The following is a 14,168-nucleotide window of genomic DNA, read 5'->3' as shown; positions in this document are numbered from 1 at the left end:
CCCGCAAAGCGGGGGTGCAAAAATGCCAAAAAACGTGTGGGATGCGACCGCCTTGAGAACGCAGCAGCCCGGCACGAGGAATTTAACACTTTATTTTTTAAACATAATGAATTTAAAACTACCTAAAAAGGTTTTTTATCAATGGAGTTTCTTTATGAAAATTTCCGTACTGGTGGTCACCACCTTATTGAGCCTCGCGGGCATTTCCCTGGCATCAACAACTAACGCGCAGGTTAACCTGGAACAGCCTGTTTCCTTGCATGTAAGCCACAGCGGCATGGCTGATATTTTACAAAAGCTGGAAGAAGCGGCCAAAGTGAAGCTGCTGATGGTCGGTAATATGGATAATGATACCCAATATAACCTGAATGCCAGTGGTCAGCCGCTGGGGAAGGTATTGAGCGGTTTCTTCGCGCCTAAGGGCTATACTTATAAAGTAATTAATAATACCATTGTAATCGCACGGCAGCAAAAGCCACCAGCACCCGGCCGGATCGCCGGCCGGGTGCTGGACGAAAAGGGACAGCCCCTGCCGGGCGCAACCATTAAAGTAACAGGAACAGGTGCCGCCATTCAAAGCGCGGTGGACGGCAGCTATTCGCTGAGCCTGCAAGCAGGCAATTATACGTTGGAGATTACCTTTATTTCCTATCAGACAAAACGGATCACCGGTATCGCCGTGGCCGAGGGCAAAGTAACGTTCCTGGAAATCGCGATGCAGCCTGCCACCAGTGCGCTGAATGAGGTGGTGATCACCGCTAATTTTAAGAAAGCATCTGTGGAGGGTTTATACGCAAGGCAAAAGAACGCTGCGGGTGTCACCGACGGTATCAGCGCCGAGCAGATCGCCCGCACGCCGGACAAGAATATCGGCGAGGTATTGAAACGGGTGACCGGCCTAGCCACAATGGAAAACAAATACGTTGTCGTACGCGGCCTCAGCGAACGTTATAACCAGTCGCTTTTAGACGGCCTGGTGATGCCCAGTACGGAGCTCAACCGCAAGAACTTCAGCTTTGACATCATTCCGGCGAATATGGTCGAGAATGTAACGGTTTCGAAGACCATCACCCCGGACCAAAGCGCGGAATTCGGCGGTGGTTTGGTGAATGTGAATACGATCAGCGTGCCGAACGCTAATTTTTTGAATTTCTCGGCAGGAGCGGCTATCAACGATAAAACCACCGGCAAAGATTTCATCAGCCAGCAACTGGAGGGTAAGGAATACTTTGCGCAGGTATCCAGCCACCGCAACTATGCCGGTCAGCTGAAGTGGAACAACCCGCAGGACGCGGTCAAAGCCTTTCAGGCAGCCAACGGGCCAAATGTACTGGCCAATAACTGGGGTTTGTATCATTTCAAGGCACAGCCTTCACAAAACTACCAGTTTTCTGCCGGGCATGTGTTCGCTTTAGACAGCAGCCGCCGTATCGGTGCCGTAGCTTCGCTGAGCTATCGCAATACACTGGCGGTACAGGACGTGCGGATGACCCGGAATTATGGCTCGGAAGGCGGTGTTGAGGGGGATACTTCCGGCAGGCGCTTTGACGCGTTTACGGGTAAGCGTTACGGATTTACCACGAATATCGGCGCACTCGTCGGCGTGGGCTATAAAGACAAGGCTAACCAGCTGAGTTACCAGACTGTTTACCTGCGCACGCTCGACCAGCCCCTGCTGATCGGGATCTATGCCCAGCGTGAACTGGGTTATTTCGACCTGACGACGCAGACCAGTATGCTGATCAACCAGCTGAAAGGCGAACACGCATTGAACAAAAAAGGTCTTCGCTTAAAATGGATGGGCAGTTACCTGACGCTTGACCGGGAAAGGCCGGACAATCATATTTTACAGGCTTTGGGTGTACAGGATTCTTCCGGGGCAGGTGTTTACAATATCGCCGGGGCGGGCGGCGGTCATAGCCAGTACGGTTCCCTGCGCACCTGGAACCGTGCCTTTGAAAAGGATCTCAGCTGGGATATCAGTCTGTCGGCCCCTTTTAAATTTAAAACCATAACCAACACCGTTAAAGCGGGCTATGCCGGCTGGCGCAAGGACCGTATGTTTTATGTGCTGAATGTCGGCACCTTGTTTGAAAACGAAGACCAGAACTATCTACCGCTGAATGAGGCTTTCGGTCCGGAACACGGGGTAACATTCCAGCCGAGCCGTTATGGTGACGATTCGCGCCGGACAGCCAGCCTGCAGGCCGGCTATGTCATGCTGGATGACCGCTTAGGTAAATTCCGGCTGGTATGGGGTGGCCGGGCGGAATACTACAACCTTAATAAGGTTAACCAGACGCTTGACAAGCTGTTCGAGGAAATCAATACCGGGCGCGGGACCGGCGAAAAGTATGATTTTACACTGCTCAAAAATATCGAACCGAATTTGCGCTTTTTCCCTTCGGCCAACCTGACCTACAGCATCACCGGAACGATGAATCTGCGCCTGGGTTTTGCCAAAAGCATCATCCGGCCGGACCTGCGGGAGCTCAATTATTTCCAGGAGTACGACTTTGAACTGGGCGACCTGTACCGGGCCGATTTCCTGCGTTCCACCACCATCAATAATTACGACTTCCGTTATGAATGGTACCCTGCAGCTGGTGATATCCTTTCCCTGTCGCTGTTCCGAAAGGACCTGGCTTACCCGATGGAGATCAACCGGAGCGCTGATAAAACAGCCTACGTGCTGGCCAACAGTAAATCGGCCCGTAACACCGGGATAGAAGTAGAATTCAGGAAATCACTGGCGTTTACAGGTATACCGGTTATCCGCAACCTGACGCTTTACGGCAATGCGACCATCATGGACGCTTATGTGACACCGATGGGCATGGATTACAATGGCGTAGATACTTTGAATCCTTTAAAGATCATTCCGCGGGAAATCATCGGTAAATCACAACACCGCCCCCAGCAGGGTGCAAGCAATTTCATGTATAACGCCGGTGTCTATTACGACAGCGATGCTTTCGGGCTGAGCCTGGTTTACAACAGCGTCAGCAACCGCCTGTTCCGCCCTAATGCAGATTACAGCCAGTCTTTATTTGAAAGGCCGCTGGTAGCACTGGACGGACAGGTAGCTTACCGCTTCCTGGGCCGGCATGCAGAGGTGAAATTGAATGTAAGCAACCTGTTGAACAGTTACCAGGTAGTGTATTACAACCGTTACGATGACGGGAGTATCGACCGTAAAGAAAATCCAAGTACCAAAGAACTGGGCTACCAGCAGGGGATTGACAATATTGAATATGAATCTAAACCCGGCCGAACCTACAGTATGACCCTGAGTTACAAATTTTAAAAGCAAATCTTCCATATGAAAAAGAACTTCATCACCAGATACCGGCTGCTGATCCTGTCGCTCGCGATAACAGCCCTCTTCGCCGCCTGCCAGAAAGGCAAGCTGAGCGAGTCTACTTATTACGGCAAACTCAGCTTCTTGATGGGCCAGTTGCCGGGTTCTTCTCCTGTAGATGTTTACCTGAATGGCAAAAAGCTCGGGCAGGTCGTACCGAATACCCAGCGAGGCGGGGCTGTGTTTGTTTTAAACGTCGGCAAAAATGACCTGAAACTCTATAAAACCGGCACCGATTCGCTCATTGCCGATTCTTCCATCCTGATCCCGGAGAACCAGACCGTGGAACTGAACATCTTGAACAGTACCGTCTTCGGCGGCGGTTTTATCAATAAGCGCACCGTAGCGTCCGATTCTACTGCATTCCAAATTTATTCTGAGCTTGATAATACCTTGCATCCGGGCAATCCCGTGAGCTTAAAATTCGGGCCGATAGATTTTAACACTGGCGAGCCTGATTATAAATATGCCATCAATGATCTGCAGAAAAACAAGCTGAACCCGCAGGTATTTACGCTGCCATTTACCGACCCTGATGGCAATCCGTATTTTTATCTGGGCAAATTAGTAGACGCTAAAACCGGCGAGGATATTATACCGCCGTCAGGCTACCCGTTCATTATATTAGTAACGGATCACGGCGGGGCCTTCTTTATTTTTAAACTGTCACTGCCTTACGGCTCTTACCAGGCGGATGCAACCGAACTTTAAAAATCACTTTCAATTATACGGAATACTAAAGGCAGCGTTTTAGGCGCTGCCTTTCTACCCGTAGCAGGTCTTTCGTTCAAATACCGTTTAATTGATCTGGCTTATCGCTAATTAAAAAATACCGTCTTAATTGTCGATGGATTTTTATCTGGCTAATCCTGTTCTATTTTCCTACGTAGCAAAACCTTTATTTGGTGGCTGAAAGATACTCGAATGATCAAAAGACGTAACTTTTTGAAGTTAAGTGGTGCGGGCTTACTACCCGTGATGGCATCCACGTTTCGGGCGTTCGCACAAGTTGGCAATACCATCCCTCAAAAACCCGGCTTAGCGATAAGTTTTGTCGCGGACGGCCCAGAATACACTCCGGAAGCTTACGTAAAAAAACTACAAGAACTATTGGACAAGCGCGGCATTAAACCGGACGTCTACGGGAAGGGCGGTGCCGTTACGGAACTGGAAGGAAAGCTGGCGCAACTGACCGGGAAAGAAGCTGCGATTTACGTTCCGACCGGAACTATGGCCAATCAACTGGCTTTATCCCTGTTAAGCGGGACCAATACAAAAATATACCTGCCGGATAACAGCCATATTTTCCGTGATGAAGCTGATGCGGCACAAAGCGTCTATGGTAAAAGACTTATCCCTTTGGCTAAAGAAGCGCCCTATTTTACATTGCAGCAGCTTCAGGAGGGGATAGCTTACGATAACGAACATGAAGTTTTTAAGAGCGGCCTTGGTGCAATTGCAATTGAAAATCCCGTCCGTCGTGCGGACGGCAGGCATATCCCATTTGAGGAACTGCGAAAGATATCGGCATTTTGCAGGCAGAATAAATATCCACTGCATCTGGATGGCGCACGCTTGTTTTTAGCTGCCGCTGCCAGCGGCGTGAGCATTGCCGACTACGCACAATTATTTGATACGGTCTACCTGTCCCTTTATAAGTATATAGGTGCAGGCGGCGGGGCGGTCCTGGCGGGTGAAAAATCCCTGATCGATAAAATGGGGCACCTCATTAAGATCCACGGCGGCACCATCTATAGCAACTGGACCAATGCCGCCATGGCGCTTTACCATCTGGAAGGCTTACCCGAAAGGTTAAAAAAAACATTGACCAAGGCGCAGGAACTGATCAGCGCGATGAACAAAGTCAATAGTCTTCAGGCTACCGAACTGGAAAACGGCACCAACATATTTTACCTGACACCCGATAACACGATCGACGGAAAGCGTTTCAGCGGCCTCCTGCGTGAGCAGCAGATCCTGATCCGGAATCCTGACGCACAGGGCCTTATCCGCCTTCAGGTCAACGAGACTTTGCTTGATACCGACATCAATCAACTGATCCATTTACTCCGCGACACTTTGGCGGCATCAGCCAAACGTTAACATGTAGTTATTTTTTGACATCCTGATCGGGCTTTCCGTATTGATGGTCACTTTTATGGCCGCTTTGCCTAGCAGCGCGGAAGGGCCTAAAATTAGCCGGATGACTATAATCTACAGCGCCCTGGCCCTTGCCATTTCCGTGATTATTGTTTACCGGTCGGTCGTACAACAATTCTATAACCAACTTGCGCTGCAGGGGGCCGAAGCTCATACCACCTTTAAGATAGACAATGAACTGCAAAATGGTTTTGGCATCAAATTCATTCGCGATAATAACCGATGGGAAATCTCAGATACCCTACTTTATCAAAGCCGTTTAGGCGGAACACACCGGAAATAATTCCTGTCAAATCCATACCTTTAACGTGAAAAACAGATATGATCAACCTCGAAAAAGGGCAGTACTTAGGGATAAACAGGCCGTATCACAGTCAAAGCGCGCTCAGCTTTATAGATACAGCCTACAGCGAAAAGGTATTCAACGGCTGGCACGCGCATGAACGTGCGCACCTCACCCTTGTCCTCAATGGCGGCAACCTCGAAAAGCGCAAAAGCGGTGAACAGGCACTGCTGGCCGGGCAGGTCGTTTTTTACCATAGCCAGGAACTGCACCGGAATGACCATACCCTATTTCCTTCACGTAACCTGAACCTGGAGATCGACGACACCTTTTTTAGCCGCTACGATATTACCGAAGAGCAGATCGCCCGGGCCTTAAATTCAGGAAGGCTCACCTCGCTTGAATTTACCAGGCTGTTCCATGAAACCGTATTTAAGAGCCCCGCTTCATCGGACAGCCTCCACCTGTTGTTGTTAAGCTTTACCCAGGAAGCAGGAAAATCAACACCTGACTGGCTGATCCGATTAAAGGACTTGTTGCATGACCAGTGGGACCAATGGCCCACGCTGGCTGAACTTGCCGCCGAATTTGAAGTTCACCCGGTCACGCTCTCCAAATACTTCCATCACTTTTTTAGCTGTACTTTAGGAGCGTATATGCGTAAACTGAAAGCCCAGCATGCCCTGGCCATGATCCGCAGCGGGCATTACAGCCTATCGGAAATCTGCCATGCCTGCGGCTTTGCCGACCAGAGCCATTTTATCCGCAGCTTCAAGGACGCCACCGGGATGCTGCCCAAAAAGTTCGAAAAGCTCTGAGCGGCTAAATCTGTTCTATTTTGCGGTTAAACACTGCCTTAGCTTTGTCAAAAAATAAGATATGAAAAAGCAATTTTTAATCCTGGCATTTTGGCGACAGGCACTTTAAGTGCAGGGGCACAAGACTCAGGGAAGCATATGGACAGCATGTTCCGCGCCACGGCAGCCCAAGGCCTGCTCAACGGGAACGTTCTTGTGGCGCAGGAGGGCAAAATAATTTACCAGCAGTCGTTCGGCTTGGCCGACTTCGAGCAAAAAAAGCTACATGACCCGTCAACCAGTTTTCAGCTGGCCTCTTTATCCAAGGTTTTTACCGCTATCGCCGTTTTGCAACAATATGAGAAAGGCAAGCTGCAACTCGACGATGCGTACAGCAAATACTTCCCGTCATTCCCCTATAAGGACATTGCCATACGGGGATTGTTGTCGCATAGTTCCGGTCTTTCGGACCAAGACCTGGACGGCGCATTCGCTGATTTTGAAAAGAAAAACCACCGGGAACCCAATAACCGGGATCTCCTGCCGGTCATCGCAGCCGCCAATGTTAAAATGAAACTTTCGCCCGGACAAAAATGGTGGTATTGCAACCTGGGTTATGAATTGCTGGCTAACCTGGTAGAAAAAGTTTCGGGCACCACTTTTGCACAATATCTGGAAAAAAACATCCTCGGGCCGGCCGGTATGAACGATACTTATCTTAAACTACCAGAAACGGCTGCAAGAGCCGCTACGGCAAATAATTATGATTATGCTTCCCGCTATGCACCTGAAAAAATAAGGGTGAATTATACAGAAGAGGCCTTCGGTCACAGTAATCTGTATAGCACGACCGGAGATCTGTTCAGACTGGACCAGGCGCTGTACGGAAACCGCTTGTTAAAACCAGCTACGCTGGCTATCGCGTTTTCTCCGGATAAATGGAAAGACGGTTCAGATAATCTGGTGTGGACGAATATCGGCGGCATGGGCCAGGCACTTGACGGGCTGGGCTGGTTTATCTTTAAAGACCAGTCGATGGGAAAAACGGTCTGGCATGCCGGGGGTATGCAAGGCGCGGTAACGATCCTATTGCGCGATATCGGGCGTAAACAAACGGTGATTCTGCTGGATAACGCCGGTAGCGAGGGCTTGTACAAAACGGCCCTGAATGCCTTGAAAACGTTAAACGGGCAGCCGCTGCTCCCGGTGAAAAAGAATTTAAGCAAGATCTACGGGCGGGAGATGATGAAAGACGGAATGGACCATGCGATGGCGCTATTGCTGCAATTGAAAGCCGATACGGCGGGTTATAACCTTAACGAAGACGATATGAACAACCTGGGCTACGCGATGCTGGCGGGTAAGCAGCAGGCACAGGCACTGGAGACATTGAAGGTCAACTGCCTGCTGTACCCAGAGAGTGATAATGTTTATAACAGTTACGGCGAGGCCCTGGCCAAAGCAGGCAGGAAAGAAGACGCGATCGCCATGTACCGCAGGTCGCTGGCGATCAATCCCAAAAACGAGGATTCGCAACAAGCGCTGCAAGCCCTCTTAAAATAATTACGGCTCCATATGCATACCTTTCCAAAGATCGAAACGCCGCGATTGCTTTTATCTGCCCTAAAAGCCGCTGACCTGCCGCAGATCGTTCAGCATGCCTCTAATCGGCAGGTTTCCCGCTATACCATGAGTCTTCCGTATCCCTACACAGAAGCCGATGCCCTTGGCCTTATCCACAAAGCTTACCACGGATTTCAGGACAATAACCGCTACTTATTCGGGATCAGGCTCAAGGCCGGTCAACTGATCGGCGTCGTCGGCCTTCAGCTGGAAAAGGCTTTTAAGCGGGCTGAACTCAATTTCTGGATCGGTGAACCCTACTGGGGCAAGGGACTGACCACAGAAGCGGTCCGCGCGGCCGTACATTATGGCTTCAGCCATCTGGGCTTACGTAAAGTGACTTCCACTTATATGGCCCTAAACCCGGCCTCCGGCAAAGTAATGGAAAATTGCGGCATGAAACGGGAAGGCGAATTAGCGGAACATGTCTGCAAAGCGGGCATATTTTACGATATTGTGCTTTATGGGCTGGTCATCAAAGATTATCAGGGTTTGGCTAACTCAGCGGATGCTAAAGTGATCATATGAAACTGCGCAGACCGGATCAGACATGCCGAATGGTTATTTACACAATAACTGATCATTAACGTATATTCGTTGATGCTTTTCCAATTCGGCCTGCGCAGTTCGTTATTACTGATCTTTTTCACGCACCTGCTGGTCTATGCTTTTTTGTTCTGGAAAAGAGGCATTCAGCAGGAAAGATTATCCGATAAACTGTTAGGCACTTTCCTCTTCCTTTCCGCGCTGTTCATCTTTCCCTGGATGTCAGGATTTGCGGGCTGGTATGATACCCAGCCTTACCGCGAGGTCTTGTTTTACACGCCCTTTATTCACGCACTTTTTTTCGGCCCGCTGCTTTATTTGTACCTGAAGAGCCTGACCAATGCGCATTACCGGCTGCAAATGCGGGACTGGCTGCATTTTCTGCCGGGTGCATTGTATATCCTTTGGGCTTTGCTTGTAGTCGTCACGGATAAGTTGATCGTAGGACACTATTATTTAATGAATGGCGATACCGACCCGGATTTTGATAACTGGTATAACTGGGCCTGGTCGGCTAGCCTGATGGTTTACCTGGTCTTGTCCATCCGCTATTACCGGCAGTATGTGATCTTCTCCTGGTTCGAGTTCTCCTTTGCCGACGCCGCCAGCTTTAAATGGCTGCGCAACTTCCTGTATGCCTTCGCCGTGCTGACCATTCTGCTGCTTTCAGAACATATATTAGGCTTGTTCATGGAGTTGTTCTATGTCAAGTCCTGGTATTATTTCTTTGCGTTCGCGATCATTATTTATTATGTGGCGATCAGCGCCTACGCCGCCAAACCCATCATCAAGCTGAATTTTGAGCCGGCTCTGTTATTAAGTTACCAGGAGCCATTGCTGCTGGACACGCCGGTAGCTGTTGTAGAAGACCAAAGCTGGATGGAAGAGTGGAAAGCGAAAATAGAAGAGCTCATGGATATTCAAAAAGTTTACCTGGAACCGGAGCTGACCTTAACCGAGCTGGCCAGGAAAGCCGGTACCAATGCCTCCTTACTGAGTAAAGTCATCAACAAGACTTATGGTCTCAACTTCAGTGATTATGTGAACCGCTACCGGGTCAACGAAGTGATCCGCCTGCTGGAACAACCGGCCTATCAAAACTTCACTTTACTTGCCGTAGCATACGACGCGGGGTTCAATTCCAAATCAACCTTTAACCGCGCCTTTAAAAAGGTGACCGGTGTGATACCGAAAGATTATCAGAAGCATTAGTGGTGTCATATCATGTTCTGAAGCGACTGACCCTGATCTGCGGCCGACTTTTGAGGCATGAAAACAATATTCCTCAGCTTACTGCTGCTTTGCAGCCTAAGCACTTTCGCGCAGGTCAGCGGAAAGGTCACCGATGAAAAAGGGCAGCCGTTGCCCGGCGCGGTCATTAAAATATATCATACGGTAAAACCGGTGAAGGTTACGATAACCGACAATGAAGGGCACTTCGACTATAATGGTACTGCCGACTATCTCATTACGACCTATACAGGTTTTCTGCCCGATACCGTAAAAACTTTAAAGCCCGGTATGCTGATCCGACTCAGGCCCGACACCAAAACCTTGAAAGAGGTCAGTATCGTATCCCGCCAGCCCATCATCCGCCAGGAAACCGACCGCACGGTGATCAGTGTCAATGCGCAGGTCAAAAAGCTCGCCGACAATGGCCTGGAGATCCTGAACCTGGCACCTGGGATCACGGTAAGCGATAACGAGGACGCTATACTGATGAGCGGCAAGTCCGAAGTGCAGATCATGATCAATGACAAAGTAGTCAAAATGACGCCGCGTGACCTCGCCAAAATGCTGAAGGCGATGCCGTCCGGCAGTATCAAACAGGTCGAATTCCTGAGCAACCCGCCCGCCAAATATGAGGTGAACGGCAATACCGGTATCATCAATATCAAAACCAACGGCGTGGTCAAAGGCCTTACGGGCAATGTCGATTACAGCACCTCGCAGGGCACAAACAACTGGACGGACCTTTCCGGCCTGTTAAATTACGGTGCGGGTAAACTGGCCATCAGCGGTTACGGTGCCTGGCACCGCGGTGGCTATCTCACCCAAAACACAAAAGTCCGTCAGTTAAACCCAGGCACGCTTGATCAGCAAACCAGCAGCCTGGATAAATGGAGTGACCCGGTATTTAGGATAGCTGCGGACTATGCCATCAGCCACAACAGTACCTTTGGCGGCATCGTTGAGCGGGAGGCCAGCACCAATACCGGCAGCTATGACACCTACTCGCAGCAGGGTGCGAACAGCTATCAAACCAGCAGCCGTAATCCAAACGTGCGCCACTGGAATACCTATAATCTGAACTACCGCTACAGTGATACGCTGGGTACGGACATGAGCATTGATCTTGACCGGGCCGACTTTTACAAGAATGGAAACATTACCCTGCTCACCACAGGGCAGCCGCGGCTGAACTACCAGACGGCTACCGGGATCAGGATCAGTACCCTGAAAACAGACTACAGCCATGCCTGGAAAAACAAGCTGAAGCTGGAGGCCGGCCTGAAGATCGCCGGTGTGCAAACGGACAACACGCAGGACGCGAACGTTTTTCATTACCACGAGAACATCCGTGCGGTTTATACCAGTTTATCCAGATCTAATGCGCACTGGGGCTGGCAGCTGGGTTTACGGGCCGAACAAACGGAAGCCAAAGGAGAAGCCGGTTCACTCGTTAAACCCGATACCAGTTACCTTAACTTGCTGCCTTCAGCATACTTGACTTATACACCAACGGGTAAACATCATTTTCGCTTATCACTGAGCCGCCGGATCAGGCGACCCGATTACAGCGACCTGCAACCCTTTACTTATGTGCTCGACCCGCTTAATCAGCAAACGGGCAACCCCGGATTGCGCGTGCAGCGCAACGACCAGGCGGAACTGACCTACACTTTTGATGACCGCATCACATTAGTGAGCTCTTACAACCATTCAACGGATTATTTCAGTACGGTGTACCGGCAATCGGGTGACATCCTGGTGGAAAGCCCGGCGAATACCGGCACCATGAACACGCTGAATTTCGACCTGAACTACCCGCTGAAGATCGCCAAGTGGTGGAATATGCTGAATAAAGCGAATATCGGTAATGACCATTTTAGCGGCGAACTGTTCCAGGGCAGGCTGGATCAGGGTAAATGGCGCTACCAGTTCTCCACCAGCCAGCGCATCACGCTGCCTGGCAAATACCAGTTACAGTTAAGCGGGCGTTACACCTCCGCTTCACAAAACCTGATCTATTCCCAGCAAAGCACCGCCAATGCCAGCGCCAGTATCGGCCGTAAATTCTTTAACGACCAGGCCTCGCTCCGGATCGGTATCAGTGATATCTTCAAGACCCAGCGCAATTATACCAGCGTGAATTTCGGGAGCCTGCAATATACCGACCTCGGCACTTTTGAGAGCCGAAGGGTCTCGCTGAATTTCAGCTGGCGCTTTGGCAATAACAAGGTACGCCAGACCCGGGAGCGCAACCGCGGTGATGAGGATGAAAAAGGAAGAAGCGGTAGTTGATCGATGCAGCAGCCGCTTTCGTCTAAAAACCGGGTCCCCTTTACAGGAATCCGTAACTTAGTATCATGAACAAGGAACCCATCCTGCGCTTCCTGGTGGACCGCCCTTACCGCTGGTACAGAAGGGCCGGCTTCGTGCTGATCCTGCTCATCCTGCTCAAAGGCGGGAACGAGGAGCACCGGTACGCCGACGATATCTTCATCTACCTGAAGATCTCCGGCCTGCTGCTCATCCTGGGCCTGACCGCGCTCCACCTGTATGTACTGATCCCGCGCTTCTTGTTTAAGAGAAAGTATGGCCTTTATTTTCTAAGTGTTGGCGGCGGTATCGTATTGTCCTTCCTAATCTTTGTAAAGGTCCGTGCCTGGCTGCCCTCACTGTTGCTGCCGGGCAAGATGGCCAAACCGGCGGATGATGCCGCCGATTTCCTGGCCTATGTGGTATTGCTCTGCGTGCTTTGCGCGGCCACCGCTGGGATGAAACTTTTCCAGCGCTGGGTAACGGACAGTTACCGCCTGACGCAGCTGGAGAACATCCGCATCCATACCGAACTGGACCTGCTGAAAAGCAATGTCAGCCCGCATTTTTTATTCAATATGCTCAACGGCAGCGAAGTGCTGATCCATACCGAACCGGAAAAAGCCAGCCAGATGCTCATCAAGTTATCCGACCTGCTGCGCTACCAGCTCTATGACAGCAGCCGGGAGCAGGTTTTACTCAGCGCAGATATCCGTTTCCTGCGCGATTTTCTTTCGCTGGAAAAGATCCGGCGGGACTTCTTTGAGTTCAGTATCGAAGAAACCGGCACGGACCGGCTGCAAATGCTGCCGCCGCTGCTGTTCATCCCCTTTGTGGAAAATGCCGTCAAACACAATATTCAATCGGAGGCAGGCGCTTATGTCTGGCTGGACTTTGTCTTAACAGGCACCGAGCTGCTCTTCACCTGCACCAACCCCAAAGGCGTATGGTCAGCACCTGAGCCCGGTGGTTTGGGCCTGCCCAACGTCCGGCGCCGCCTGGAACTGCTGTTTCCCGGCAGGCACAGCCTGCGCATCCACAATAACCCGGATAATTATACCGTTAAACTGAGCTTAAAGCTATGAAATGCCTGATTGTGGATGATGAGCCGCTGGCCCGTAAAGGCGTGCAGCTGCACCTGAAAAAATACCCGGAGCTGGAACTCGCCGGCTGCTTCAATAATGCCACCGCTGCCGCTGCGTACCTGCTGCTGAATCCGGTGGGCCTCATCTTCCTGGATATCCGTATGCCGGGCATTAACGGGCTGGAGTTCGCGCGGTCACTGGGCAAACAAACGATGGTCATCTTTATTACCGCCTTTGCGGAATACGCCCTGGACAGTTATGAGGTTGATGCCATTGGTTACCTGGTCAAACCCATCCACCCGGAGCGCTTTGATAAAGCAGTACTGAAGGCCCTGGCCTATGAGCGGCTGTTCCGGGAATCCCCCGATGCGGCCATCGAATTCGTGCCGGACCATTTGCTCGTCCGCTCCGAGCGGCAGTTCATCCGGATCGCGCTCGATGAACTGCAGTTTATCGAAGGGCTGAAGGACTACGTGATCCTCTACCTCAACGATCAAAAGGTCATCACCGCGATGAACCTCAAACAGATCCACCAGAAACTGCCGCAGGAGCGCTTCCTGCGCGTCAGCAAATCCTATATTGTCAATACCTCCTTTGTCAAGACCTTTGACAATAACGCCATCTATATCGGGGAGAACGAAGTGCCGATCGGGAACGCCTTCCGTGACGCCTTTTTTGAAATCTTTGTCCGGCAAAAAATGATCCCATCAGAAAAACCGGCGTGATAAACAGGTGTGTCACAATTATCGCTCAACAACGTCTTCTATTCA

The 14,168-nt window shown here is 50.6% G+C and carries 11 protein-coding genes; all 11 read left to right on the top strand.

Features of this window, described 5'->3' with window-relative positions; genetic code table 11:
• The first annotated feature begins 106 nt into the window (after window positions 1-106).
• The 11 genes from BDD43_RS11255 (at window position 107) to BDD43_RS11205 (ending at window position 14,123) form a co-directional block, all read left to right on the top strand.
• Entirely contained in the window at window positions 107-3,307 is a 3,201-nt protein-coding gene (locus BDD43_RS11255) for a TonB-dependent receptor (RefSeq protein ID WP_246001546.1), read from the top strand.
• Between the two features lie 15 nt (window positions 3,308-3,322).
• Window positions 3,323-4,072, top strand: a complete 750-nt coding sequence (locus BDD43_RS11250) for a hypothetical protein (protein WP_121197760.1) — start codon at window positions 3,323-3,325, stop codon at window positions 4,070-4,072.
• 213 nt (window positions 4,073-4,285) lie between these two features.
• Window positions 4,286-5,464, top strand: a complete 1,179-nt coding sequence (locus BDD43_RS11245) for a threonine aldolase family protein (RefSeq protein WP_121197759.1) — start codon at window positions 4,286-4,288, stop codon at window positions 5,462-5,464.
• Between the two features lie 100 nt (window positions 5,465-5,564).
• Window positions 5,565-5,804, top strand: a complete 240-nt coding sequence (locus BDD43_RS11240) for a hypothetical protein (protein WP_147425618.1) — start codon at window positions 5,565-5,567, stop codon at window positions 5,802-5,804.
• Between the two features lie 38 nt (window positions 5,805-5,842).
• On the top strand, window positions 5,843-6,622 hold the full coding sequence (locus BDD43_RS11235) for a helix-turn-helix transcriptional regulator (RefSeq protein WP_121197757.1): 780 nt from the start codon (window positions 5,843-5,845) through the stop codon (window positions 6,620-6,622).
• A 138-nt stretch (window positions 6,623-6,760) separates the two neighbouring features.
• Window positions 6,761-8,164: a serine hydrolase domain-containing protein gene (locus tag BDD43_RS11230; protein ID WP_121197756.1), complete on the top strand. Its 1,404-nt coding sequence runs from the start codon at window positions 6,761-6,763 to the stop codon at window positions 8,162-8,164.
• A gap of 12 nt (window positions 8,165-8,176) precedes the next feature.
• Window positions 8,177-8,752: a GNAT family N-acetyltransferase gene (locus BDD43_RS11225; RefSeq protein ID WP_121197755.1), complete on the top strand. Its 576-nt coding sequence runs from the start codon at window positions 8,177-8,179 to the stop codon at window positions 8,750-8,752.
• A 72-nt stretch (window positions 8,753-8,824) separates the two neighbouring features.
• A complete protein-coding gene (locus BDD43_RS11220) occupies window positions 8,825-9,982 on the top strand; it encodes a helix-turn-helix domain-containing protein (RefSeq protein WP_121197754.1) in 1,158 nt (385 codons plus the stop codon).
• A gap of 57 nt (window positions 9,983-10,039) precedes the next feature.
• Window positions 10,040-12,295, top strand: coding sequence for an outer membrane beta-barrel family protein (locus tag BDD43_RS11215; RefSeq protein WP_121197753.1), 2,256 nt, complete (start codon window positions 10,040-10,042; stop codon window positions 12,293-12,295).
• 65 nt (window positions 12,296-12,360) lie between these two features.
• Window positions 12,361-13,398: a sensor histidine kinase gene (locus tag BDD43_RS11210; RefSeq protein WP_121197752.1), complete on the top strand. Its 1,038-nt coding sequence runs from the start codon at window positions 12,361-12,363 to the stop codon at window positions 13,396-13,398.
• Window positions 13,395-14,123 (top strand): LytR/AlgR family response regulator transcription factor, encoded by a 729-nt coding sequence (locus BDD43_RS11205; protein ID WP_121197751.1) that lies wholly within the window; start codon window positions 13,395-13,397, stop codon window positions 14,121-14,123. Before BDD43_RS11210 ends, BDD43_RS11205 begins: the two co-directional genes overlap by 4 nt.
• Window positions 14,124-14,168 lie beyond the last annotated feature (45 nt).

The organism is Mucilaginibacter gracilis, assembly GCF_003633615.1.
Taxonomy (GTDB): Bacteria; Bacteroidota; Bacteroidia; order Sphingobacteriales; family Sphingobacteriaceae; genus Mucilaginibacter; species Mucilaginibacter gracilis.
Note: the sequence above shows the minus strand (reverse complement) of the source record. Positions and strands in the feature narration are given on the sequence as shown.